The 23611-nt window shown below is 69.5% G+C and carries 21 protein-coding genes; 13 read left to right on the forward strand and 8 right to left on the reverse strand.

Annotated elements, in window-relative coordinates:
• Nucleotides 1-127: 127 nt before the first annotated feature.
• Together DEIGR_RS05365 and DEIGR_RS05370 are read right to left on the reverse strand one after the other, a co-directional pair.
• The gene (locus DEIGR_RS05365; protein ID WP_058975921.1) at nucleotides 128-1102 is read right to left on the reverse strand and encodes a branched-chain amino acid ABC transporter permease; all 975 of its coding nucleotides are present in this window, start codon (nucleotides 1100-1102) and stop codon (nucleotides 128-130) included.
• A 70-nt stretch (nucleotides 1103-1172) separates the two neighbouring features.
• On the reverse strand, nucleotides 1173-2342 hold the full coding sequence (locus DEIGR_RS05370) for an ABC transporter substrate-binding protein (protein ID WP_058975923.1): 1170 nt from the start codon (nucleotides 2340-2342) through the stop codon (nucleotides 1173-1175).
• 220 nt (nucleotides 2343-2562) lie between these two features.
• On the opposite strand from DEIGR_RS05370, the gene DEIGR_RS05375 reads away from it, so the two are divergent.
• Both DEIGR_RS05375 and DEIGR_RS05380 read left to right on the forward strand, forming a co-directional pair.
• Nucleotides 2563-3507, forward strand: a complete 945-nt coding sequence (locus DEIGR_RS05375; protein WP_058975925.1) for a HAMP domain-containing protein — start codon at nucleotides 2563-2565, stop codon at nucleotides 3505-3507.
• On the forward strand, nucleotides 3504-4484 hold the full coding sequence (locus DEIGR_RS05380; RefSeq protein ID WP_058975926.1) for a FadR/GntR family transcriptional regulator: 981 nt from the start codon (nucleotides 3504-3506) through the stop codon (nucleotides 4482-4484). The genes DEIGR_RS05375 and DEIGR_RS05380 overlap by 4 nt, the downstream gene beginning before the upstream one ends.
• Before the next feature lie 134 nt (nucleotides 4485-4618).
• Here DEIGR_RS05380 and DEIGR_RS05385 read toward each other — a convergent pair whose 3' ends face one another.
• Nucleotides 4619-6322 carry a helix-hairpin-helix domain-containing protein gene (locus DEIGR_RS05385; RefSeq protein ID WP_058975928.1) on the reverse strand — a complete coding sequence of 568 codons (1704 nt, stop codon included), beginning with the start codon at nucleotides 6320-6322 and terminating at the stop codon, nucleotides 4619-4621.
• Between the two features lie 188 nt (nucleotides 6323-6510).
• On the opposite strand from DEIGR_RS05385, the gene DEIGR_RS05390 reads away from it, so the two are divergent.
• The gene (locus tag DEIGR_RS05390) at nucleotides 6511-9891 is read left to right on the forward strand and encodes a type ISP restriction/modification enzyme (RefSeq protein WP_058975930.1); all 3381 of its coding nucleotides are present in this window, start codon (nucleotides 6511-6513) and stop codon (nucleotides 9889-9891) included.
• Between the two features lie 78 nt (nucleotides 9892-9969).
• Here DEIGR_RS05390 and DEIGR_RS05395 read toward each other — a convergent pair whose 3' ends face one another.
• Both DEIGR_RS05395 and DEIGR_RS05400 read right to left on the reverse strand, forming a co-directional pair.
• Nucleotides 9970-10755, reverse strand: coding sequence for a histidinol-phosphatase (locus tag DEIGR_RS05395; RefSeq protein ID WP_058975932.1), 786 nt, complete (start codon nucleotides 10753-10755; stop codon nucleotides 9970-9972).
• A 67-nt stretch (nucleotides 10756-10822) separates the two neighbouring features.
• Nucleotides 10823-11710 carry an EamA family transporter gene (locus DEIGR_RS05400; RefSeq protein ID WP_456151376.1) on the reverse strand — a complete coding sequence of 296 codons (888 nt, stop codon included), beginning with the start codon at nucleotides 11708-11710 and terminating at the stop codon, nucleotides 10823-10825.
• A 188-nt stretch (nucleotides 11711-11898) separates the two neighbouring features.
• Between DEIGR_RS05400 and DEIGR_RS05405 the strand changes: the two genes are divergently transcribed.
• From DEIGR_RS05405 to DEIGR_RS05430, 7 genes are all read left to right on the forward strand, one after another.
• On the forward strand, nucleotides 11899-13905 hold the full coding sequence (locus DEIGR_RS05405) for a M14 family zinc carboxypeptidase (protein ID WP_058975935.1): 2007 nt from the start codon (nucleotides 11899-11901) through the stop codon (nucleotides 13903-13905).
• Between the two features lie 313 nt (nucleotides 13906-14218).
• Entirely contained in the window at nucleotides 14219-15142 is a 924-nt protein-coding gene (argF, locus tag DEIGR_RS05410; protein WP_058978544.1) for an ornithine carbamoyltransferase, read from the forward strand.
• A 70-nt stretch (nucleotides 15143-15212) separates the two neighbouring features.
• Nucleotides 15213-15731 (forward strand): GNAT family N-acetyltransferase, encoded by a 519-nt coding sequence (locus DEIGR_RS05415; protein WP_058975937.1) that lies wholly within the window; start codon nucleotides 15213-15215, stop codon nucleotides 15729-15731.
• A complete protein-coding gene (locus tag DEIGR_RS19595) occupies nucleotides 15728-16375 on the forward strand; it encodes an NUDIX hydrolase (RefSeq protein WP_236704658.1) in 648 nt (215 codons plus the stop codon). Before DEIGR_RS05415 ends, DEIGR_RS19595 begins: the two co-directional genes overlap by 4 nt.
• Nucleotides 16372-16560, forward strand: coding sequence for a hypothetical protein (locus DEIGR_RS21260; RefSeq protein WP_236704659.1), 189 nt, complete (start codon nucleotides 16372-16374; stop codon nucleotides 16558-16560). Before DEIGR_RS19595 ends, DEIGR_RS21260 begins: the two co-directional genes overlap by 4 nt.
• Nucleotides 16557-17474 (forward strand): N-acetyl-gamma-glutamyl-phosphate reductase, encoded by a 918-nt coding sequence (gene argC, locus DEIGR_RS05425; protein WP_058975941.1) that lies wholly within the window; start codon nucleotides 16557-16559, stop codon nucleotides 17472-17474. Before DEIGR_RS21260 ends, argC begins: the two co-directional genes overlap by 4 nt.
• 118 nt (nucleotides 17475-17592) lie before the next feature.
• On the forward strand, nucleotides 17593-18426 hold the full coding sequence (locus DEIGR_RS05430; protein ID WP_236704660.1) for a shikimate 5-dehydrogenase: 834 nt from the start codon (nucleotides 17593-17595) through the stop codon (nucleotides 18424-18426).
• Between the two features lie 52 nt (nucleotides 18427-18478).
• On the opposite strand, the gene DEIGR_RS05435 is transcribed toward DEIGR_RS05430, so the two are convergent.
• The 3 genes from DEIGR_RS05435 to DEIGR_RS05445 form a co-directional block, all read right to left on the reverse strand.
• Nucleotides 18479-19246, reverse strand: a complete 768-nt coding sequence (locus tag DEIGR_RS05435; protein WP_236704661.1) for a segregation and condensation protein A — start codon at nucleotides 19244-19246, stop codon at nucleotides 18479-18481.
• Nucleotides 19247-19256: 10 nt separating this feature from the next.
• Complete coding sequence (gene trpS / locus DEIGR_RS05440; protein WP_058975946.1) at nucleotides 19257-20255, reverse strand: tryptophan--tRNA ligase; 999 nt, start codon at nucleotides 20253-20255, stop codon at nucleotides 19257-19259.
• 115 nt (nucleotides 20256-20370) lie between these two features.
• Nucleotides 20371-21372, reverse strand: a complete 1002-nt coding sequence (locus DEIGR_RS05445) for a LacI family DNA-binding transcriptional regulator (protein WP_058975948.1) — start codon at nucleotides 21370-21372, stop codon at nucleotides 20371-20373.
• 165 nt (nucleotides 21373-21537) lie between these two features.
• Between DEIGR_RS05445 and DEIGR_RS05450 the strand changes: the two genes are divergently transcribed.
• Genes DEIGR_RS05450 through DEIGR_RS05460 form a run of 3 tightly spaced genes read left to right on the forward strand, consistent with a single transcriptional unit; the run spans nucleotide 21538 to nucleotide 23586 of the window.
• Complete coding sequence (locus DEIGR_RS05450; protein WP_058975950.1) at nucleotides 21538-22047, forward strand: copper chaperone PCu(A)C; 510 nt, start codon at nucleotides 21538-21540, stop codon at nucleotides 22045-22047.
• Between the two features lie 13 nt (nucleotides 22048-22060).
• On the forward strand, nucleotides 22061-22744 hold the full coding sequence (locus DEIGR_RS05455) for an SCO family protein (protein WP_058975951.1): 684 nt from the start codon (nucleotides 22061-22063) through the stop codon (nucleotides 22742-22744).
• Nucleotides 22741-23586, forward strand: coding sequence for a cytochrome c oxidase assembly protein (locus DEIGR_RS05460; RefSeq protein ID WP_058975953.1), 846 nt, complete (start codon nucleotides 22741-22743; stop codon nucleotides 23584-23586). Before DEIGR_RS05455 ends, DEIGR_RS05460 begins: the two co-directional genes overlap by 4 nt.
• The last annotated feature ends 25 nt before the right edge of the window (nucleotides 23587-23611 follow it).

The raw sequence follows: 23611 nt of genomic DNA on the forward strand, positions 1-23611 counted from the left end.
ACGGATTCCGTCTGTTCCGTTCACTCTTCGGTGCTGTCCCGAAGAGTGAACTGCACGCCCGGCATCCGGTCAATTCCTGCTCGCATCCGCTCGGGTCGACGGGAAGCACCGTCAACCGGAATCGGTCCTAGACTTTCTGAATGGCCGCGCGGCCCAGCAGGCCCTGGGGCCGCACGAGCAGGATCACGAACAGCAGCGCGAACGCCACGGCGTCCTTGTACGCCGAGTACTCGGCGGGCACGAACGCCTCGGCCAGCCCGATCACCAGGCCGCCCAGCACCGCGCCCGGAATGCTGCCCAGGCCGCCCAGCACGATCACCGCGAGGCCCTTGAGGCCGTACGTCACGCCGAAGTACGGTCCGGCCACCCCGAACGCCGTGCCGACCAGCGTGCCCGCCAGTCCGCCCACGAAACCCGACAGGAAGAACGTGATCACGATGAAGCGGTCCACGCTGATGCCCAGCAGGCTGGCGGTCGTGGGGTTCTCCGCCACGGCCCGCAGCGCCTTGCCGATCTTCGTGCGGCCGATCACGTACCCCAGCACCGCCAGCATCACCAGACTGACCGCGAAGATGATGACCTGCACGGTCCGGATGATCACGATCTTGCCGCCCAGCGTGAACGACAGGGCCGGGGGCGTCTCGCCGTACGCGTCGGACGGGAAGTTGTAGATCTCCGCGCCGACCAGCAGCTGGATCAGGTTCACGATGACCAGCGCCACGCCCAGCGAACTGACCAGCGCCAGCAGCGGGTCCGCGCCGCGCGACCGCATCGGCCGGAACGCCAGCCGCTCGATCAGCACGGCGATCAGGCCCGCACCTGCCGCGCCCAGCAGCGTCGCCAGCGCGAACGTCAGGGGGTTACCTGACAGTGGCGAGCCGCCCGGGAACAGCGCCACGCCCTTCAGGAGGCCGTTGTTGCTGAACTCCCCGACGACCAGCGTGTACGTGAAGTACGCGCCCAGCGTGAACACCGCGCCGTGCGCGAAATTGATGATGCCCAGGATCGAGAACACCAGCGTGTACCCCAGCGCGAAGATCGCGTACACGCTCCCGATCGCCAGGCCGTTGAGCAGGCTCTGCACGAACTGACTGAACTCCATGCGGGACTCCTTTCAGAGAACCGCCGTCAGCGTCCGTGGGGGGCTGACGGCAGGGTGGGGTAGGGGGTGGTTACTTCAGGTACACGAACGAGCCGTTCTTCGCGTCCTTCATCCTGATCTGCGCGACGTAGAACTCCTTCTGGATCAGTTCGCCTTCCTTGTCGAAGGAGATGGTGCCCAGCGGCGTGTTGTACTTCCCGGCGAGGATCTGCTTGTTCAGCGCGACGCGCAGGTCGTCCAGGTCGTAGGTGCTGAGTTTCTTCTTGCGGTCCAGGGCCTTGAGGGCCTCGACCATGACCTGCACCCCGGCGTAGGCCTGCGCGGCGAACTGGGGCGGGTCTTTCTTGTACTGCGCGCGGTATTCCTTGACGAACACCTGGTTGGCGGCGCTGGCCTGCGCGGGGCTGTACGCCTGCGCGATGATCACGCCATCACAGAGTTTCTGGCAGACGGGGAACATGTTGCTGGTGTTCAGGCCGTTCCCGCCGATGATCAGGCCCTTGTAGCCCAGCTGGCGCAGCTGCTTGACGAGGTTCCCGCCGTCCGCGGCGAGACCGGAGATGATCACGAGGTCCACCCTGGCGTTCAGGACGGCCTGGACCTGCGTGGTGAAGTCCGTGTCGGTCGTCTGGAAGCGCTGCACGGTGGAGAGGGTGAGGCCCTGGTCCTTCACGGTCTGCTGGAAGGTGCCGGTCTCGCTGGTGGAGAACGCGTCGTTCTGCGCGTACAGCACGGCGACCTCCTTGATTTTCGGGTCGAGTTTCAGCGCCTGACGCACGGCGTTCGGGGCGACCACGGCGACCGGGGCGGACACGCGGGCGATGAAATCCCCGATCTGCGGAATGCCCTTGGCGGTGTTGCTGGGGCCCAGGACCGGCACCTTGGCGCGCTCGGCGATGGGGTCGGACGCGAAGGCCTGCTGGGACAGGGTCGGGCCGACGATGCCCACCACGCGGTCCTTGGTGATCAGGTTCTGGAAGGCGTTGATGGCCCCGGCCTCGTCGCCGCCGGTATCCTGCAGGGCCAGTTTGAAGGGCGTGCCGTTGATGCCGCCGCGGCCGTTGAGGAACTTCTCGGCGAAGCGGGCGCCGATGACCTGTTCCTGGCCCAGCAGGGCGGTGTTGCTGGTCTGCGCGACGGCCACGCCGATCACGATGGTGTCGACCTTCTGCGCGTGGGTCAGGCCCAGCGAGAGGGTCAGGGCGGCGCCGAGCACGGCAGGGATGCGGGTCCTGATCATGGCAAAACCTCCAGTCCACCTGTCTCCGGTGTCTCCGGGCAGGCGCGTTGAACCGGTGCGCGTGCCGTGTGCACGGGCGCAGACCGGGCTTGAGTTGTGGAACACGGTCACTGTAGGCTGGAGCACACCTCAAGTCAACTGGTCGAATGATCAGATCAATGAACTCAGTTCAACTATCTCGGAGTGCCCCGCTCCTGCAGACCCTGCCCCCGGAGTGTCCATGACCGCCGCGCCCCACCCCACCGCCCCACCCGCCCCCCGCCCCCTGAGCCTGCGCACCAAGGCCGTCCTGATCACCGCGCTGCCCATCCTGACGCTCGGCGTCCTGATCGCCGCGTACCTGACCGCGCACAACCGCGCCGAACTGAGCCGCATCTCCGCCAGCGTCAGCTACGCCGTCGCCAGCCTGCTCGGCACCACCCTGGACGTCACCGACCTCACGCAGGTCAGCACCCAGCTGCGCGCCGCCGTCGCCGCGCCGAACGTGGCGTTCATCGACGTGCAACCCGCCGGTGACGCCCCCCGCGCGTTCATCAGCGACGAACCGCAGACCGACTGGCTGCTGCGCCCCCAGCTCGACGCCGCCCTGCAGGCCCACCCCCAGGAAACCCACTTCAGCTGGCCCGACACCCGCGCCGACGCCTACCGCGCCGCCCAGGACACCCTCAGCCCAGACGCCCCCCAGAGCGTCCGCGATCACCTCCAGGCCGCGCAGGCCACCCTGGACGCCACGCGCGGCCAGCCCCAGACGTACGAGGTCACGCAACTCGACGTGTACGACACGCCCGGCGGCACCCGCGCCCTGCGCCTCCCCGGACAGGCCGCCCCGCCCGGCGAGCGCCTGTTCCGCCTGACCATCGGCGTCACCCTGACCGACCTGACCGGCGCCCTCCAGCGCCAGCTGCTCACGCTGCTGCTCGCCTGCGCGATCACCGCCGCCACCGCCGCGCTGCTCGCGTGGCTTGCCGCGCGGCGCGTCGTCACCCTCCTGCTGGCCATCACGCACGCCGCCCAGCAGGCCAGCCTCGGGCAACTGCGCGACCCCATCCACATCCCCCGGCGGGGCCGACCCGACGAACTCAGCGACCTGATCGGCGCCATCGAACGCCTGCGCGTCAGCCTGCACCTCGCCCTGACCCGCCTGCGCCCCGGCGGCCGCCCATGACCGGCCCCGACCCCGGCTTCGCCGCCGACCCCCTGGAAAAACGCTCCCTGGGCGAACACATCGCCGCGCACCTGCAGGAACTCCTCCTCGACGGCCGCCTGAAACCCGGCGACACCCTGCCCAGCCAGCGCGACCTCGCCCAGCGTTACGGCACGAGCGTCGCCGCCGTCCGCGAGGCCATCAGCATCCTCTCCGCCAGCGGCGTCCTCGACGCCCGACCCGGACGCGGCACCATCATCCTCCCCGTCACGCAGCAGGCACCCAGCATCAACCTCTGGCTCGGCGCCGTCCACGACGAACACGAAGCCCGCGCGTTCCTCGACACCCGCCAGGCGCTCGAACACTACACGATTGCCCAGGCCGCCCGGCACGCCACCCCCGAACAGCACACCGACCTCCTGGAGCACCTGCACCGCATGCGCGACGCGCAGGGCGAACCCGAAGCGTTCATCCAGGCCGACCTCGCCCTGCACATGGCCATCGCCCACGCCGCCGGAAACCCCGTCGTCCTGCGCCTCCTGCGCGCCATCCACATGCCGCTGGCCAACCTGCTGCGCGCCATCAGCACCGACCTGATGCTTGCCGGACGCTTCCCGCACCTGTACACCACCCACGAACAGATCATCCACGGCATCATCCGCCGCGACCCCCACGCCGCCACCGCCGCCTTCGACCACATGCTCGACCAGACCACCGAAGGCGGCACCCTGGAACGCGCCCTCGGCCACCCCGAACGGCCCGACCCCCCCCTCGGCCCGGACTTCCTCGAGGACCTCCACTGGAACCTCACCCGCCTCATCGGCCCCATGGCCGACGTCCTCATCCCCGAAGCCGCCAGCGAACTCGGCCTCGACCCCGACGCGCTCACCCGCACCCACCTCACCCGCTACCTCGGCAACCTCGCCCGGCAACTCCCCGACGGTAAACAGGCCGAATGGACCGCCCTCAGCAGCCTGCTGGAAAAGAGATACGGGTAACGCCGCGTAAACCCCTCAGTCCGCTGCGCGGCCAGCTCCCCTCAAGGGGAGCCAGCGAGCACATCATTGCCTCCCCTCAAGGGGACTCGCAGAGATGCGCCGTAGAGGTGCCCCGGAGGGGTTCGCCTGCCGCTCTACCGCCCCGCCCGCTGCTGACGCACGAAGGCCAGGAATGCGTCGCGGTCCAGGGTGTTGATGACGTGGGTGGGGGTCAGGCCAGCCTTGCGGGCGACCATGACGCCGTAGCGGGCGTCGGCGAGTCCGGCGGGGACGTGCGCGTCCGTGTTGATGGCGAACCGCACGCGGTCCCGCCACGCCAGCGCCACGCGCCAGTCGAGGTCCAGGCGGTACGCGTTCGCGTTGATCTCGACGACGGTACCCCGCTCGGCGCAGGCGACCATCACGGCGTCCAGGTCCAGCGCGTAGCCGGGGCGGCGCAGCAGCAGGCAGCCCGTGGGGTGCCCCAGGATCGTCACGAGGGGGTGCCGGGCGGCCTGCACCAGCCGCTCGGTCTGCCGTTCGGCGGGCAGCGTGAAGAGGCTGTGGACGCTGGCGACCACGTAATCCAGTTCCGCGAGGATGTCGTCCGGGTAGTCGAGGCTGCCGTCCTCGAGGATGTCCACCTCGGCGCCCGCCACGAGGGGCACGCCCGCCGATTGCAACTCGCGGATTTCCTTCAGTTGCGCCCGCAGGCGTTCGATGCTCAGGCCGTTCGCGTAGTGCGCGGCGCGCGAGTGATCCCCTGTCCCCAGGAATTCGTGGCCCAGCCGCACCGTCGCGGCGGCCATGTCGGCAATGCTGGCCGCGCCGTCCGACCACGTCGAGTGCGTGTGCAGCATGCCGCGCAGGTCCGCGACCGTCACCAGCGCATCCGGGTGGGGGAGGGCCTCCCACACGCCGTCATGCTCGGGCTCGCGGTACTCGGCGGGCCGCAGGGGCAGGTCCAGCGCCTGCATCACGTCCGCCTCGGTGGGCGTGTCCAGCACCTCACCGCCGCGCTTCAGGCCGTGCCCGCTCAGGTCGAAGCCCCGCGCCGCCGCCTCGGCACGCAACGCCTCGCGATACGCCGTGCTGCCCCCCATCATCAGGTCCAGCGCGCCCCGGACGCCCGGCGTGGGCGCGTACGCCACCTCGACCGGCACGCCGTCCACGCGCCCGGCGAACAGAGGTTTCTTCCCGACGCGTTCCAGGCCCTCCACCACGCCCGCCAGCCGCGCCGTCACGACCTCGGGCTCGGCGGTCACGGTCACGCGCGCCACCCGCACCGTGTCCAGGCCCCGGCGCACATCCCCCGCCACGCGCGCCTCCAGCCCATCCAGCACCCTGCATAACCCCTCCGCGACCTCGGTGGCCGTACTCAGGTGCTGCCGCTCCTGCGCGCTCAGGGCGAACTCCACCGCCGCCAGGAACGACGCCGCACTCTTCGCCCCGAAGCCCTTCAGGGCCGCCACCCGCCCGTCCCGGCACGCCTCCCGCAGGCCCTCCAGCGAATCGATCCCCGCGTCCCACAACGCCCGGATCTTCTTCGGCCCCAGCCCCCGCACCCGGAACAGGCTCAGCACGCCCGCCGGAATCAGACTCGCGGCGTCCTCCAGCGGCCCGAACACCCCCGACTCCACGAACCCCACCAGATCCAGCGCAATCGCCTTCCCCACCTTCGGCACGCCCGCGAACCCACGCGCCACCAGCGCGTCCACCTCATCCTGCACGCCCTCCAGACTCCGTGCCGCACTCCGGAACGCCTGCGCCCGGAACCCATCATCCCCCACCCCCAGCAGATCCAGCAGATCCGCCGTCGTCTTCAGCGCGCCCACCAGGGACTTCTTCGTGACTTCCATGGACCCAGAGTAAGGGGGAAGCGGGAGTCGACGGGCGCGCCGAACGCCTGACCAGCCGGGCCGGTGAGCGACCCCTCAGTCCGCTTCGCGGCCAGCTCCCCCCAGGGGGAGCCAGGAGGACACGCGTTATTCGTGCCGCACGCGCAACCCGGCACACCCGGGGCGCGGTCAGTTGATACGGTGACGGCATGCCCGCCAGCACGCCCAGCGCCGAAACCGCCGTCCAGACGTACTTCGCAGAGGTCCGGGCCGTGCACGCCACCGGCGCGGGCGTCGCCGAAACCAGTTACTACCCCGCGCTGTTCGGCCTGCTGGGCGGCATCGGCGCCACCCTGAAACCCCGCGTGCACGCCGTGAACCACCTGAGCAACCTGGGCGCAGGCATCCCCGACGGTGGGTTCTTCGACGCCGGGCAGCTTCAGCGCGGGCAGGAACAGGACGTCCTGCGCGGGCAGCTGCCCAGCCGGGGCGCGCTGGAAGTCAAATCGCCCGCCGAGCAGGTCGCGGACATCGCCACCGGCACGCAGGTCGCCAGGTACCTCGACCTGTACGGACTGGTGCTCGTCACGAACCTGCGCGCGTTCGCGCTGTACACGCGTGAGAACGGCCAGCCGAAACTGCTGGAACACCTGGAGCTCGCCCCGAACGCCGCCACGTTCTGGACGCTGCTGCGCGACCAGGGCGCCCAGGCGCAGCACGCCGCGCCCCTCGCGGAATTCCTGACCCGCGCCCTTCAGACCGGCGCGTCCCTGCGCACCCCCGAGAGCGTCGCGTGGTTCCTCGCCAGTTACGCCCGCGAAGCCAAACACCGACTGAGCCACACCCCACTGGAAGCCCTCGCCCCACTGAAACGCGCGCTCAGCGAAGCACTCGACCTGCAATTCCGGGACGAACAGGGCGAACGCTTCTTCCGCTCCACCCTCATCCAGACCCTCTGGTACGGCCTGTTCAGCGCGTGGGTGCTGCACACCGCGCAGCAGCCCGGCGTGCCGTTCAACTGGCGGGCCGCCGCGTGGGAACTGCACCTGCCCGTCATGCAACGCCTGTTCGGGGAACTCGCCAGTCCGTCCGCGCAGCACAGCCTGAACCTCACGGACCTGCTCGACCGGACCGCCGCCACCCTGGCCCGCGTGGACGTGGACAGCTTCACGCAGAAATTCCAGGGCGACGCCGTCCAGTACTTCTACGAACCGTTCCTCGCCGCGTACGACCCGGAACTCCGCAAGCAGTTCGGCGTGTGGTACACCCCCACCGAAGTCGTGCAGTACATGGTCGAACGCGTGGACACCGCCCTGCGCGAGGAGCTGAACCTGCCCCTGGGCCTCGCCGACCCCAGCGTGTACGTCCTGGACCCCGCCACCGGCACCGGCAGTTACCTGACCGCCACCCTGGACCGCATCTGGCGCACCCTAAAGGCCCAGCCGGACTTCGACGACGCCACCCTGGACGACCTGCGCGCCGCCGTCAGGGAACGCCTGATCGGCTTCGAGATCATGCCCGCCCCGTACGTCATCGCGCACCTGCGCCTCAGCCAGCAGCTCGCGCAGTACGGCGTCACCCTGCGCCCCACCGACCCCAACCACCCCACCCGCCCCGAACGCGCCGCCGTGTACCTCACGAACGCCCTGACCAACTGGCACACCATCCCCGAACCGCTGTCCATGCCGGAACTCCAGGCGGAACAGGACGCCGCGCAACACGTCAAGAAAAGCGCCCCCATCCTCGTCATCCTGGGCAACCCCCCCTACAGCGCCTTCAACGGCACCAGCCAGACCGAGGAAGGCGACCTGATCGCCGACTACAAACACGGCCTGGTCACCGAGTGGGGCATCCGCAAATTCAACTTGGACGACCTGTACGTCCGCTTCTACCGCATCGCCGAACGCAAGGTCGCGCAGGGCGGACGCGGCATCGTGTCCTTCATCAGCCCGTCCTCGTACCTGAACGACCCCAGTTTCGTCGTCATGCGCCGCAAACTCCTGACCGAATTCGACCACCTGACGTTCGACAACCTGAACGGCGACAGCCGCGAAACCGGCAAACGCACCCCCGACGGTCAACCCGACCCCAGCATCTTCAGCACGCCCAGCAACCGCGCCGGCATCCGCAGCGGCACCGCCGTGTCCCTGCTGGTCAAGACCGGACAGGGCGGCCACCCCACCGTGCAGTACCGCGAATTCTGGGGCGCAGGCAAAGGCACCCAACTGCTGCACGCCCTGCACGGCGGCGGCCCCGCGTACCAGCCCGCCGCGCCCACCCCCGCCAACCGCCACACCTTCCGCCCCGAAACCAGCAGCGCCGACTACCAGAGCTGGCCGAAAGTAACCGAACTGGCCGAGGTTGCCCCCTTCAACGGCCCCATCGAACGACGCGGACTCGCACTGATTTCAATTGACCAGAGCGACAACTTTGATCGCGTGAAAGCCTATCTCGATCCATCCATAACCGACGACGAGATAGCTGAAATCGAACCGAGATTTATGCAATCGGCTGGTGAGTTTAAGGCTCAGAAGGCGCGAAATACGATTCTTAAAGAAAGGAAGCAAAAGCCGAAATTCGATGCCTCGCACATTGTGATTTATCCATTCAAGCCATTTGACATCCGAAAAGCCTACCTAAGTGCGGACATCGCTCCATTGTTCTCTCGTCCTGCGCCCGAGCTTTTGCAACAGGTCGAAAACGGCAACAGCTTTTTCATAACGCGTGATTCTGCTGCCAATGCGGACGAGGGGCGACCATTTTACTTTTCGACAGTTGCGGTAGATTACGACGCACTTGGTGGTCATGCGCGGCATTTCCCGGTCATGCTGGTCTCTGCCGCGCCCGCTTCCGACGGGCTGTTCGCCTCTACTGAACCTTCTCTCCGGGCGAATCTCTCGGCGGGGGCACGCGCGTACCTCGCCGCTGTCGGTGCGCCCGATCCGGACGCCTCGCCTGCCGGGGCGGCGCTGCTGTGGCATCACGCGCTGGCGGTGGGTTTCAGCGGCGCGTACCTGAGTGAACACGCGGGCGGCATCGCGGGCGACTGGCCGCGCATTCCGCTGCCGGGGTCGCTGGCGGCCCTGACGGCGTCGGCGGCGCTGGGGGCGCGGGTGGCGGCGCTGCTGGATGATCCGCAGGTGCCGACCCGTGCGGAGTTGGGTGCGGTGGGTCGCCTGAAGCGCGTGGGCGGGGACGATCCGGGGTTCGAGGTCCGGGCGGGGTGGGGTGCTGTGCAGCGGGGGAACGTGGTGATGCCCGGGCGGGGCCGGACGACCGAGCGGGCGGCGGAGGGGTTGCCGGCGGGGTTGGGGGACCGGGTGCTGGACGTGGCGCTGAATGACGCGTGGGTGTGGGAGAACGTGCCGCTTGGCGTGTGGGCGTACACGATTGGCGGGTATCAGGTGATGAAGAAGTGGCTGAGTTACCGCGAGTTCGGGGTGCTGGGCCGCGCCCTGACGCTGGATGAGGCGCGGGAGGTGAGTCGCATGGCGCGGCGACTGGCGGAACTGGTGTTGCTGGGGCCGGACCTGGACGCGAGTTACGCGCGGGTGCAGGGGGACGTGTGGGCGTGGGGTGCCGGGGGCTGAGTAGACCGGCGCTGGTGGGTGACCCCTCAGTCCGCTGCGCGGCCAGCTCCCCCCAGGGGGAGCCAGGAAGGCAACGCTTTATCCGTGCCGGACGCGTCCCTGGTAGGTGACGATGCGCCCGCTGACGTCGTGAATCTGCTTGATGGCGTCCGTGAAGCGGTGCCCGACCTCCCCCGGCTTGTGGGCGTCGCTGCCCAGCACGAAGGGGATGCCGCGTTCGGCGGCGGCGCGGGTCAGGTCCGGGGCGGGGTAGGCTTCCGCGACGGGCTTGCGCCATCCGGCGGTGTTGAAGTCCAGACTCAGGCCGCGTTCGGCGATGACGTCCAGCGCGTGCAGCGCGGCGTACCCGTCGGGGTCGCGGTGCCCGAACTTCTTGGGCAGGTCCAGGTGCCCGATACTGTCGAACAGGCCCGATTTCGCGGCGCCCTCGGCCAGCGCGTAGTAGTCACGGTACAGACCCGTGAGGTCGCGGCTGTCGTACTCCGCGATGAATTCCGGGTTGTCGAAGCCCCACGCGCCGATGTAATGGACGCTGCCGATCACGTAATCCCACGGGTGCGCGCCCAGCACCTCCTCCACGTACTGCTCGGTGCCGGGGTGGAAGTCCGCTTCCAGGCCCAGCCGGACCTCCAGCCGCCCCGCGAACTCCGCCTGCGCCTCCTGCACGTCCTGCACGTACTGCGCCAGCTGATCGCGGCGCATCCGCCACGGCGCGTCGTACCACGCGGGCATCGGCATGTGATCCGTGAAGCAGATGCCCGCCAGTCCGGCGTCCAGGGCCGAGCGCGCGTACTCGCGCGGCGACCCCGTGGCGTGCCCGCACAGGGGCGTGTGCATGTGCGAATCGAACAGCGGGGCAGTCATGCCCTACAGGGTACGGCAGGGCGCGGTCAGCTGGGCAGACGCGTTCTCCCCGTGCAGCCAGCCGTGGTCAGGCCGGGGTGCGCTGTCCGGCCCGGGGCCACCAGCGGCCGCCGAACACGTGCAGGGTCAGGCCCGCGAAGACCAGCAGCGCGCCGACGGCCTTGCCGGGCGGGAACGCCTCGTGGTAGGCCAGGGCGCTGGCGATCAGGCCGAACACCGGGACCAGCAGCGACAGCGGGGCCACACGGGCCGCGCCGTGCCGCTGGATCAGCACGGACCACAGCCCGAAGCCCAGCACGGTGTTGCCCAGGCCCATGAACACGATGGCCGCCCAGAACCCCCACCCGCTGTGCGTCAGGGTGTGCCCCACGGCGTCCCAGCCACCGGTCAGGCCTGCCAGCAGCGTCAGGGGAACGGGGGGAATCAGGGCGCTCCAGACGACCAGGGACAGCATGTTCGCGCCGCCCGACGCCCGCACCACGAGGTTGCTGCCCGCCCAGCCCAGCGCGGCCAGCAGCGTCAGGCCCAGACTGACGGGGGGGAGGTCCCCGCCGGACAGCGCGCCGATCAGCGCCATGCCGCCGAACGCGGCGGTCATCCCGGCGGCCTGCCAGGGTTGGATGCGTTCCCCGAGCAGCCGCGCGGCGAGGATCGCCGTGAAGAACGCCTGCATCTGCATGAGCAGCGAACCCAGGCCCGCGCTCATGCCCAGCTGGATGGCGAGGTACAGCAGGCCGAACTGCACGACGCCCACGAGCAGCCCGTAGCCCCACAGCAGCCGGGCGGGGATCTGCGGGCGCGGCACGAGGAACACGGCGGGCAGGGCGGCCACCGCGAAGCGCAGCGCGGCGACCAGCAGCGGCGGCGCGCCCGCGACACTCCACTTGATCACGATGAAGTTCACGCCCCAGATGCCCGTGATGAGCAGCGCCAGCAGCAGCGCGCGGGCGTTCAGGGGCGGCAGGGTCGCGGGGGCGCTCATTGCGCGGGAGTGTACGCCCGGTCCTCCCGTGGCGTTCCTCGATGGTGGACAGTGGAACTTTCGCTTGCGCGCCAGGGGGGTGTTACAGTAGCGCAGCACCACACAACCCAGGCGACGTCCTGCCGGTCTCCCCGGACGGGACGCCCGCCGATGGAGGCTCCATGCATAAAGGTCTGTCCGTCTCCCTGCTCAGCGCCGCCCTGCTGCTCGCGTCCTGCTCGCAGACCCCATCCATCCAGACCCCCACCGCCCCCCAGGCCAGCCCCGGCACCGGTACCCTGGTCGCCACCGCCGACGAGTGCAGCACCTTCCAGCAGTACCCGGTCGTCGTGTCCCGCATCGACTTCAGGACGCAGCGCGACTGGCTGGACATCGTCAAGACCTTCGAACCCGTCGGCGGCAGCCTCGAAGACGGCTACGTGCTGCTGGACGTGGGGCAGGCGGACTTCGAGCGGCTGCGCGTGACCGGCATGACCCGCGGCTGGACCGTGAAGATCGACCGCGCCCAGACCGAACGCCACAGCGCCTCCCTGAAAGCCCCGCTGGGCGCCCTGAGCATCAGCGGCTACTCCTGCTACCGCACGGTCGAGGAGACCTACGCCAGCGCGCAGAATCTGGTCACGCAGTACCCGAACCTCGCCAGCTGGAGCAGCTTCGGGTCCTCGTGGCTGAAGAGCAAGGGACGCGGCGGGTACGACATGAACGTCCTGAAACTGACCAACAAGAGCACTGCGGGTACGAAACCCCGCCTGCTCATCACGGCGTCCATCCACGCGCGCGAGTACACGCCCGCCGAACTCGCCACGCGCTTCGCGGAGTACCTGCTCGCCAACTACGGCAAGGACGCCGACGTCACCTGGATGCTCGACAGCCAGGAAGTCTGGCTGGTCCTCCAGAGCAACCCGGACGGCCGCAAGAAAGCCGAGGCCGGCGCGTCGTGGCGCAAGAACGTGAACGACACGCAGGCGTGCAGCAACGGCCTGTACGGCGTGGACCTGAACCGCAACTTCAACTACGCCTGGGGCACCGGTGGATCCAGCGCCGACCCCTGCAACGAGACGTACAAGGGCGCGGCCGCCGCCAGTGAAATCGAAACGCAGAACCTCCAGAACCTGATCAAGACGGCGTTCGCGGACAACCGCGGCCCGGCCCGCACCGACGCCGCGCCCGACACCACCAGCGGCATCTACATGGACATCCACAGCTACTCCCAACTGGTCCTGTGGCCCTGGGGGGACACCACCACCGTCGCCCCGAACGGCACGCAGATGCAGAGCCTGGGCCGCAAGTTCGCGTACTTCAACGGCTACACGCCCGAGCAGAGCGTCGGCCTGTATCCCACCAGCGGCACCACCGACGACTTCGCGTACGGCGAACTGGGCGTGCCCGCCTACACCATCGAACTGGGCAGCGCGTTCTTCGAGCCGTGCAGCACCTTCACCGGCACCACCCTGCCCAAGAACCAGGCGGCGCTGCTGTACGCGCTGCGCGTCGCCCGCCAGCCGTACACCATGGGCAGCGGCCCGGACAGCGTCACGCTGAACGCGCCCGCCAGCGTCGCCACGGGCGCCAGCTTCACCCTGAGCGCCAGCGCCACGAACACCCGCTTCAACACCAGCAACGGCGCCGAACCCACCCGCACGATTATCAGCGCCGAGTACTTCATCGACACGCCCCCCTGGGCCGGCGGGACCGCACGCGCCATGACCGCCACGGACGGGGCGTTCAACGCCGCCACCGAGAGCGTGCAGGCCACGGTGTCCACCAGCGGACTCAGTGCCGGGAAGCACACCGTGTACGTCCGCGCGAAGAACAGTGGCGGCACGTACGGTCCCGTGTCCGCGCTGTTCGTCACGGTCGGCGCGACCACCGGCACGACCACCACGTACACCGGTACGGTCGCCGCCGCCGGGAACGCCTACCAGACGTCTGCCAGCGGCTTCACGTACGCGGGCGGCACCCTGAAAGGCAACCTGACCGGCCCCACCGGCACCGACTTCGACCTGTACCTGCAGAAACTCTCCGGCACCACCTGGACGCAGGTCGCCGCCAGCGAGGGCAGCACCAGCACCGAGGCCATCAACTACGCCGCCGCGAGCGGCACGTACCGCTGGCGCGTGTACGCCTACAGCGGCAGCGGCAGCTACACCCTGACGGAAACGAAATGAGGTTGTGGGGTGTGGGCTGTAGGAACAGCGCTGTTTGCCCACAACCGACACCCCACATCCCCCTCCTGCATGTCCAGTCATCCGGAATGCATATTCATGCGTGACCCGTGTGGGGTGATCCCGCGTTGACCGGAAGCGGGTATACTCCTCGCCTATGACGAAAGTCGCCCGCCCGAAGAAAACCCAGGTCCAGGCCAGCGCCGCCCAGAAGAACACGGGGGCGGCGCGCAAGGCTGCCACGAAAAAAGATGCAACCCCCGCACCGGTCGCCGCGCCCGTGCTGCTCACCCCGGACACCCTCCCGAAACCCGTCATGGCCGGGCGGGACTTCCTGAGCAACCTCGACATGACCGCCGCCGAACTGCGCGCCGTCATGGACACCGCCCACAGCATGAAGCGCGGCGAGTGGCGCGCGGTGAAACCCCTGGCGGGCCTCAGCATCGCGCTGGTGTTCGAGAAGGCCAGCCTGCGCACCCGCACCACCTTCGACGTCGGCATGTACCAGCTCGGCGGGCACGCCATTACCCTCAGCAACACCGAGATCGGGCTCGGCACCCGCGAACGCGTCAGCGACGTCGCCCGCAACCTGGAACGCTGGGTGGACGCCGTCATGGGTCGCGTGTACCTCCAGCAGACCCTCCAGGAACTCGCCCAGCACGCCAGCATCCCCGTCATCAACGGCCTCTCGGACATGCTGCACCCCGCGCAGCTCCTCGCCGACTACCAGACCATCGAGGAAGAATTCGGCACCGACCTCACCGGCCGCCGCGTCGTGTACATCGGCGACGGAAACAACCTCGCCAACAGCCACATCCACATGGGCATCCTGACCGGCACCGACGTCACCGTCGTCACCCCCGTCGGCTACGAACCCAACGCCGGAGTCCTCATGGACGCCGTCCGCGCCGGAGTCAACATCACCCTCACCAACGACCTCGCCGCCGTGCAGGGCGCCGACGTCCTGTACACCGACGTATGGATCAGCATGGGCCAGGAAGCCGAAGCCGACATCCGCCGCCGCGCCTTCCAGGGCTATCAGGTCACGCCCGAGATGCTCGACACCATCGCCCCGGACGGCATCTTCCTGCACTGCCTGCCCGCCCACTACGGCGAGGAAACCGTCCCCGAAGCCACCGAACACCCCAAGAGCCGCGTGTTCGACCAGGCCGAAAACCGCCTGCACGCGCAGAAAGCTCTGATGTACCACCTCATGGGCGACCTCAAGCCGCGCTGGTGAACTTCCGTCGCGGCGCGCATCTGCCGTCACGCGGATGCGCGCCCGCCCGTTTCTCTGCCACGCTGACCGCATGACCACACTGCACACCTCCCGCCTGATCCTCCGACCATTGACGCCGGACGACCTGCCGCACGTCCTGGCATACCGGAACGATCCGGAGGTCGCGCGGTATCAGGGCTGGCCGCTGCCCGCCACGCCGGACAGTGTGGCGGGGCTCGTATCGGACGCGCCGCTGGGAGCGCCCGGCTGGGTGCAGCGCGCCGTCACGCTGACGGGCGGTGAACTCGTGGGGGACGTGGGCCTGAACACGCAGGGGTCGCAGGCGGAACTCGGCGTGACGCTCGCCCGCCGCGCGCAGGGGCACGGGTACGCCCGCGAGGCCCTGCACGCCCTCGTCACCCACGCGTTCGCGGACCTGGGCCTACACCGCGTGCACGCCAGCATCGACCCGCGCAACACCATCGTTGCCGGACTGCTGACCCGCCTGGGCTTCCGGCACGAGGGCACCAGCCTCCAGAGCTACCGGCACCGGGGCGAATGGACGGACGACGCCCTGTACGCCGTTCTGGCCGCCGAGTGGACCGCGTGACGCAGGTCACGGAGTGGCTGGACGTCGTGAACGGGCACGACGAGGTCATCGGTCAGGCCACCCGCGAGGACGCCTACGCGCGCGGCCTGACCGTCCGCGTCATCAACGCCTTCCTGATCAACCGCGCGGGCCAGCTGTGGATTCCGCGCCGCACCGCGCACAAACGCCTGTTCCCCGGCTGCCTCGACATGAGCGTCGGCGGGCACGTCGAGCGCGGCGAAACCTACGAGCAGGCGTTCCGCCGCGAGACGCAGGAGGAACTGAACCTGAACGTGGACGACCTCCCCTGGCGGCAGATCGCCACGCTCGGACCACGGGACGGCCTGAGCGCTTTCATGCACGTGTACGAACTGCGCCGCGACGACCCGCCCACCTTCAACCCCGGACGACTTCAGCAGCGCGCAGTGGCTCACACCCACCGAACTCATCCGGCGCATCGAACAGGGCGCCCCCGCCAAGGGCGACCTGAACCGCCTTGTGCAGCTGTGCTACGGGGTTGGCCATGCCTGACGCCCCCTTCCTGCTCGCCCGCGTTCACCTGCCGGAGGACCGGACCACGTCATTCATCTACCGGCGATTCGGAGACAACGTGGGACCCATGGACGGCAGCGTCTTCAGCTTCCAGCGGGCCGGAGAGCCGGTGAACGCGTACGCGTGGTGGGAGAACCATGACCCGGAGGTGATCGGGCGAGGCGGGCACGGCGTGATCCGGATCGTGCCCATGACCCCGGACCTCTGGACGCACCTGAAACCCGGAACGTCCCTGACTATGACTCATGAACGCCTGCACGCGCAGGTCACTCAGTCCCTGATGGAGAATCAAGCATGACAGTCCCCAAGGTATTTATCGACGGTGAGGCCGGAACGACCGGCCTGCAGATCCGCTCCCGGCTGGAGGGCCGGGCGGATATCGAGTTGCTGAGCATCGACCCGGCGCGGCGCAAGGACAGCGCGGCGCGGGCGGAGTTGCTGAACGCGGCGGACGTGTCGATCCTGTGCCTGCATGACGACGCGGCGCGCGAGGCGGTCACGCTGACCACGAACCCGGCCGCGCGCCTGCTGGATGCGAGTACGGCGCACCGGGTGAATCCGGCGTGGGTGTTCGGTTTCCCGGAGTTGAACGCGGGGCAGGCGGACGCGATCCGCGCGGCGCGGTTCGTGGCGAACCCCGGCTGTTACAGCACCGGGGCGATCTCGCTGCTGGCGCCGTTGACGGGCGCGGGCCTGATCCCGGCGGACTTCCCGGTCAGCATTCAGGGGTACAGCGGGTACACGGGTGGGGGCCGGGCGCTGGTGGACGCGCACGAGAAGGGCGAGGATCATCCGATGAAGGGCGCGTTCCTGAGTTACGCGCTGGGGCTGGGGCACAAGCACATTCCCGAGACGATGCGGTACGGGGGCCTGAGCCGCACGCCGATCTTCACGCCGAACGTGGGCGCGTGGGCGCAGGGCATGACCGTGACCATCCCCCTGCACCTGCGCGAACTGGGCACCACGCCGGACGCCCTGCACGCCGCATTGCAGGAGCACTACGCCGGGCAGCGGTTCGTGCGCGTGTTCGACATGCAGGGCAACCCGGAGGTGCTGGACCCGCAGACCCTGAACGGCACGAACGACCTGGAGCTGTTCGTGTACCCGTCCGCGGACGGCGAGCGGGCGCTGCTGGTCGCTCGGCTGGACAATCTCGGGAAGGGCGCGGGCGGCGCGGCGGTGCAGAATCTGAACCTCATGCTTGGGCTGTAATTCCGCTCCGGGGGACCCGGAGCCGACTGGAAGGAGCAGGAATGAGACGACGGAGACGGAGTGGAGTGACCGGAGCGGAGCGCAGGGCACGCAGCGCAGTCGCCGGAGCGGGGCGGTCGTGACAGGCGCGAGCAAGCTGGACATTGGCCGCGGCACGACCCTGTGCATGAGCGTGTCGGCCCGCCCGAGCAACTTCGGGACGCGCTTTCACAATCACCTGTACGCGGCGCTGGGCCTGGATTTCGTGTACAAGGCGTTCGCCGTGCAGGACATCGCGGGGGTCGTGGCGGGCCTCCGGGCGCTGGGCGTGCGGGGCTGCGCGGTCAGCATGCCGTTCAAGGAGGCGGTGATTCCGCTGCTGGACGAACTGGACGCCTCGGCGGCCGCCATCGGGTCGGTGAACACCATCGTGAACACGGACGGGTTCCTGAAGGCCTTCAACACGGATTACACCGCCATTCAGCTGCTGATCGAACGGCACGCCCTGAACCGGGATGCGCGGGTGGTGCTGCGCGGCAGCGGCGGCATGGGCAAGGCCGTGGCGAGCGCCCTGCGGGACGCGGGCTTCACGCGCGGCGTGATCGTCGCCCGCAACGCGGAGGCCGGGCGGGCACTGGCGGACCGCTGCGGCTGGGACTGGCACCCCACCACCCCTGACGTGCAGGACGGCGACCTGCTCGTGAACGTCACGCCGCTGGGCATGGCAGGCGGCCCGGACGAACACACGCTGGCCTTCACGCCCGAGCAGATCGCCCGTGCGGGCACGGTGTTCGACGTGGTCGCCCTGCCGGGCGAGACGCCCCTGATCGTGGAGGCCCGGCGGCAGGGCAGGCCCGTCGTGACCGGGCTGGAGGTCGTGGCGTTGCAGGCGCTGGAGCAGTTCGTGCTGTACACCGGTGTCCGCCCATCCGAGGAGCAGGTGCAGGCAGCCGTCGAGTTCGCACGGACCTGACCTCAAAGCGTGGGGAGAGGCCAGTGCGACCTCTCCCCTGTGTCGTTGGCGGTCAGTCCTGCGGCAGGTGGGACTGCACCTGAATGTCGCCGTACGTGTCGGTCTGCTCGACGCTGAAGTTCCCTTCCTTCACGCCTTCGAGCAGGGCGGCGAAGTAGGTGGTCTGTTCGCCCCAGTCCTGGGTGGGGATGCCCCGGAAGGTGAAGGTGCGCAGGCGGCGGCCGAAGGCGCGCAGCGCGCCCAGTGCGTCGGCCAGTGAGAGGCGGTCGCGGGCCAGCAGGGGCACCTCGACCTGCCGCACGGCGTTCTGCGCGGCCTTCACGAGTTTCGCGAGGCTGCCCTGCGGGTTGCGGGGCCGTTCGCGGCGCGGGAGGGTCACGGGCACGGCGCGGGCGGGGATCAGGCCCTCGCGTTCGCGGCGGCGCGCGGCCAGGAACCCCACCAGCGCGTCCAGTTCCGCCAGGGCCTCCACGCCCTCCAGCACGTCGTCCAGCGGCTCGAACCAGTCGCCGCCCGCCTCTGTCTCCTCGGGCTCGGGTTGCGGCAGCAGAAGGCGGGCCTTCAGCGCGATGACGGCGGCCAGAGTAGGCAGCAGGTCCGGGTGCGCGCCCTCCAGCGGGCCGCCCGTGACCGCCTGCGCCCAGGCCAGCACGTCGCGCGTGAGGGTCAGCAGGGGCACCTCACCCGGCTGGACGCGGCCGGCGCGCAGCGCGGAGGCCAGTTCCGCCAGGGTACCGCTGAATGCGGGCAGCGCCACGCTGAAGCCCACCCCGGCCGGGGGCGGCGGGGTGGGGGTGGGCAGCGCGGGCGCGGCAGTCACGGCAAGTGATTTACAGGGTCAGGAAGCCGACTTTCTCGCGCACTTCCGCCATGATCGGCTGCGCGATCGCGCGGGCCTCGCGCGCCCCCTGCGCCAGGGCGTCACGCACGAAGTCCGGGTCGGCCTTCAGCGTCTCGGCCCGCTCCTGGATGGGCGTCAGGTGCGCGGTGATGCCGGTCATGAGCTGTTTCTTGCAGTCGATGCAGCCGATCCCGGCGGTGCGGCACCCGGCGTCCACGGTCTGGATGGTGTCCAGGTCGCTGAACAGCTTGTGGTAGTCGAAGATCAGGCACTTGGCGGGGTCGCCGGGGTCGGTGCGGCGCACGCGAGCCGGATCGGTGGGGGCCACGCGCAGCTTCTGCCAGATGGACTCCAGGGGCTCCAGGATGCCGATGGTGCTCGTCTCGCCCTTGCTCTTGCCCATCTTGCCGTTGCCGTCCACGCCGGGAATCCGCAGCGCGTCCTTGTTGTACACGGCCCTGGGCTCGGGGAACGTCTCGCCGAAGGCGTGGTTGAACTTCCGGGCGATCTCGCGGGTCAGTTCGATGTGCTGCGTCTGATCCTCCCCGACGGGCACGGTGTCGGCCTTGTACAGCAGGATGTCGGCGGCCATCAGGGCCGGGTACATCAGCAGGCCCGCCGGGACGCTCTCGAGCTGCGCGGACTTGTCCTTGTACTGCGTCATGCGTTCCAGCTCGCCGACCGGCGTGAGGGTCGTGAAGATCCACGACAGTTCCTGATGCTCGGGCACGTGCGACTGCACGAAGAACGTCACCTTGCTCGGGTCGAGGCCCACCGCGAAGTTCGCGACCGCCATCTCGAAGGTGCGCTGCGCGAGCGTTCTCGGGTCGAAGGCGGCGGGGTTGGTGATGGCGTGCAGATCCACCACGCAGTAGAGGCTGTTCTTCCCGAACTCCTCGCCCAGCCGCACGTAGTTGCGCATGGCCCCGAAGTAGTTCCCGATGTGCGGTTCACCTGTGGGCTGAATCCCTGAAAAGACGCGCGGCATAACCCGGAGATTCTAGATCATGGTGGATGGCGAATGGCGGATGGCTCAAACAGGGCGAGTGGGCCGCAGGCGACCGCCCACGACCCACTCCCCACTGCCTACTTCCCACACCCCCTCACGCGCTGCCCCGGATGATCAGGCGCGGCTCGAAGCGGCGGGCGCGGGCGGGCCCTTTGTAGCCGTTCAGGCGCGACAGCAGCAGCTGCGCGGCCTCGTAGCCCATGCTCTCGACCGGCTGGTGCAGGGTGGTCAGGCCGCGCTCGGCGGCCCAGGGCTGGTCGTCGAAGCCGATCACGCGGACGTCCTGCCCGATCTTCAGGCCGCGCAGGCGGACCTCGTCCAGCAGCGCGCCCGCGAGCATGTCCGCCGAGGCGAACACCGTGCAGGGCAGCCCGGCCTCCTGCGCCTGATCGAGGACGGTGGCGGCGGTGTTGCGCGCCGCGAGGGAATCGAAGGAACTGGTGTACTCGGCGCGGATGGTGCGCCCGGCGGTGTCCAGTGCGCTCATGAAGCCGCTGCGGCGGTCCTCGAACACGCGGGTGGTGAACAGCTGGTCCAGTTCGGTCTCGACCCACACGGCGTACAGGTCGCCGCTGAACTGCGCGGCGTACTCGCCCGCCATGCGCCCGCCCGCGACGTTGTCCATGAACGCGGAGTCCACGTTGTCCGCGAAGGCGTCCACGAGCACGGTGGGTTGCTGGGTGCGCAGGCGCCGCTCGTGGAACATCTGCGTGAGGTTGTACGTCGCCATGACCAGCCCGTCCGCCTGGTAGGCCAGCGTGTGCGAGCCCAGGTAGCGTTCCAGGCGGGAGCGGTCCAGCAGCGGGAAGATCGCCACGTCGTAGCGCGCCTCCTGGAACGCCGTTTCCAGCCCGTCGAGGAGGCGGACGTAGAATTCGGTGGTCAGGACGGGCAGCAGGACGCTGATGGTGTAACTGCGTCCCCCTGCGATGCGCCGGGCGTGCGGGTTGGGGGTGTACTCCAGGTCCGCGATGGCCTTGAGGACGCTCTCGCGCGTGGCGCCCTTGACGGCCACGTGATTGTTCAGCACCCGCGAGACGGTGCCGACCCCGACCCCGGCGTGCCGGGCTACATCCTGAATGGTGGGTTTGCGCATGATTTGGCACTCAGGATACGCCTTTTTTGGAACGGGTTCCACGCGCGTCATGAGGGCCGCCGGCCCCGCAGCGGTGCGGCGGGGACAATGCCCCCCCGGGCACGCGCCTACACTGCACCCTGACGGCTGCCCGCGCCGGGCACGCCCCGCCATGAAGGAGCGACCATGACCTCAACCCGCCGCGCCGGACCCGCCCGGCCCCTCCTGATCGCCGCGCTGCTGATCCTCGCCGCCGCGCTGGCCGCCGCCCTGCTGCGCCCCCGCGACACCGCGACCCAGACCCCCGCCCAGGCCAGTCAGGCCAGCGGCACCCTCCCGGCGACCGTCACGGACGCCCGCGTGGTCGCCGTGCCCCCCGGCATCCGCGAGACGAGCGTGTTCGCCACCCTCCGCAGCACCTGGGACGCGGACGTCCGCATCACGGGCGTGAGCAGCCCCGCCGCCGGACACGCCATGCTGATGGTCACCCGCACCCAGGACACCATGACCGGCATGAGCATGACCGACACCCTCACCCTCCCGGCGGGCGGCACGCTGACCCTGAGCGACACCGGCGACCACCTCATGCTCATGGACCTGAAAGAATCCCTCCGGCCCGGGCAGACCATCCCCGTCACCCTGACCGACGCCGAGGGCCGCACCCTGACCATCCAGGCGCCCGTGACGAAACCATGACGGTGACCCCCCGATGACCAGCGAACCCACCCCCGGCCCGGACCTCACGACCAGCGCGCCCCCCATGCGGCCCTGGTACGTGTCCGCCATCCTGGCCGTCGCCGCCGTGACCCTGCTGCTGCTGGGCGCCTGGGCCGCCGCGCGACTGCGCAGCCCCTACCCGTTCTTCGGCACCGCGTACCCGCAGGGCACCGCCGCGACGGGCTTCACCGGCACCGTCAGCGACACCCCCACCGCCCCACCCCGCGCGTTCACGTTCACCCCCGGGCAGGGACAGGTCACCGCCGTGTTCTTCGGATTCACGCACTGCGCCAGCATCTGCCCCCTGACCCTCTCGTACCTGAACAAGGTCCGCGACGCCCTGCCCGACGACCAGAAGGCGCGCTTCCGCATCCTGCTCGTCAGCGTCGACCCCGCCCGCGACACCCCGGGGCGCCTGAACGAGTACGCCTCCTACTTCGGGAAGGAAGGCGTCGGCGTGCACATCCCCGAACCGCAACTGGCGAAGGTTGCACAGGCGTACGGCGTGGGCTACCAGAAGGCCGACGTGGAGGGCGCCGACTACCAGATGAACCACACGACCGCCACCTACCTCATCGACGCCCAGGGCCAGCTGCGCGTCCTGTGGGACTACACCCAGCTCCCCCAGGTCGCCCGCGTCCAGGCGGACCTGCAACACGTCATGGAGACCCCATGAGCGCCCCGCCCAGCACCCTCAACCCCACGCTGGCCGACCTCCTCAGCCCCAGCCCAGATCCCCTCTTCCTGATCCCCACCCTGCTCATCGCCGCCGCGTACGCCTGGGGATACGTTCGCGCGCACCGCGAAGGACGCGGCCAGGACTGGCCCGCCTGGAAAGCCGCCCTGTTCACCCTCGGCGTCCTCCTGCTGCTCATCACCACCCAGAGCCGCGCCGCGACCCTCACCCAGAGCAGCATGGCCCTCTACATGACCCGCCTCATGGTGCTCGCCGAGGTCGTCCCACCCCTCCTCGTGCTCGGCCTGCCCCGCCTGCGCCCCGACCCCCGGCGCGGCCCCGGGCGGGTCCTCAACCTCCTGCTCGACCCCTGGGTCGCCCTGGCCCTCTGGACCGCCGTCATCGTCTACTGGAACGTCCCCGCCGGCTTCAACGCCAGCATCGTCAGCAACACCGCCGCCTCCCTCCTGCCGGGCCTGTACCTCCTGAGCAGCCTGCTCGTCTGGAGCGTCATCCTCCGCCCCCTCCCCACCGTGCAACCCGCCGACATCGGCTCACGCGGCTGGTTCGGCCTCCTCGCCGCCCTCCCCATGATGGCCGTCGCCAGCGTCTGGCTCTACAGCCCCCGCGTCCTCTACACCCCCTACGTGAACGCCCTGTGCCTCTGGAACTACACCCCCCTCCAGAACCAGCAGCTCAGCGGCTGGATCATGATGCTCGCCGGCCTCCCCGCCCTCGCCCTCGCGTTCATCCAGCTGTTCGCGTGGCTGATCAAACTGTCCGAAACGCAGGGCATGCCACCCGCGCGGCCCACGGTCGAGACGCCGGACGCTGAGAACTGAACGGCGTGACCCACCCCCCAACCCC

The organism is Deinococcus grandis (assembly GCF_001485435.1).
In the GTDB taxonomy this organism is placed as follows: Bacteria; Deinococcota; Deinococci; order Deinococcales; family Deinococcaceae; genus Deinococcus; species Deinococcus grandis.

Coding starts and splice junctions, on each gene's coding strand:
- DEIGR_RS05365 (WP_058975921.1), bottom strand. CDS start 1,102: ATGGAGTTCAGTCAGTTCGTGCAGAGCCTGCTCAACGGCCTGGCGATC.
- DEIGR_RS05370 (WP_058975923.1), bottom strand. CDS start 2,342: ATGATCAGGACCCGCATCCCTGCCGTGCTCGGCGCCGCCCTGACCCTC.
- DEIGR_RS05375 (WP_058975925.1), top strand. CDS start 2,563: ATGACCGCCGCGCCCCACCCCACCGCCCCACCCGCCCCCCGCCCCCTG.
- DEIGR_RS05380 (WP_058975926.1), top strand. CDS start 3,504: ATGACCGGCCCCGACCCCGGCTTCGCCGCCGACCCCCTGGAAAAACGC.
- DEIGR_RS05385 (WP_058975928.1), bottom strand. CDS start 6,322: ATGGAAGTCACGAAGAAGTCCCTGGTGGGCGCGCTGAAGACGACGGCG.
- DEIGR_RS05390 (WP_058975930.1), top strand. CDS start 6,511: ATGCCCGCCAGCACGCCCAGCGCCGAAACCGCCGTCCAGACGTACTTC.
- DEIGR_RS05395 (WP_058975932.1), bottom strand. CDS start 10,755: ATGACTGCCCCGCTGTTCGATTCGCACATGCACACGCCCCTGTGCGGG.
- DEIGR_RS05405 (WP_058975935.1), top strand. CDS start 11,899: ATGCATAAAGGTCTGTCCGTCTCCCTGCTCAGCGCCGCCCTGCTGCTC.
- argF (WP_058978544.1), top strand. CDS start 14,219: ATGGCCGGGCGGGACTTCCTGAGCAACCTCGACATGACCGCCGCCGAA.
- DEIGR_RS05415 (WP_058975937.1), top strand. CDS start 15,213: ATGACCACACTGCACACCTCCCGCCTGATCCTCCGACCATTGACGCCG.
- argC (WP_058975941.1), top strand. CDS start 16,557: ATGACAGTCCCCAAGGTATTTATCGACGGTGAGGCCGGAACGACCGGC.
- trpS (WP_058975946.1), bottom strand. CDS start 20,255: ATGCCGCGCGTCTTTTCAGGGATTCAGCCCACAGGTGAACCGCACATC.
- DEIGR_RS05445 (WP_058975948.1), bottom strand. CDS start 21,372: ATGCGCAAACCCACCATTCAGGATGTAGCCCGGCACGCCGGGGTCGGG.
- DEIGR_RS05450 (WP_058975950.1), top strand. CDS start 21,538: ATGACCTCAACCCGCCGCGCCGGACCCGCCCGGCCCCTCCTGATCGCC.
- DEIGR_RS05455 (WP_058975951.1), top strand. CDS start 22,061: ATGACCAGCGAACCCACCCCCGGCCCGGACCTCACGACCAGCGCGCCC.
- DEIGR_RS05460 (WP_058975953.1), top strand. CDS start 22,741: ATGAGCGCCCCGCCCAGCACCCTCAACCCCACGCTGGCCGACCTCCTC.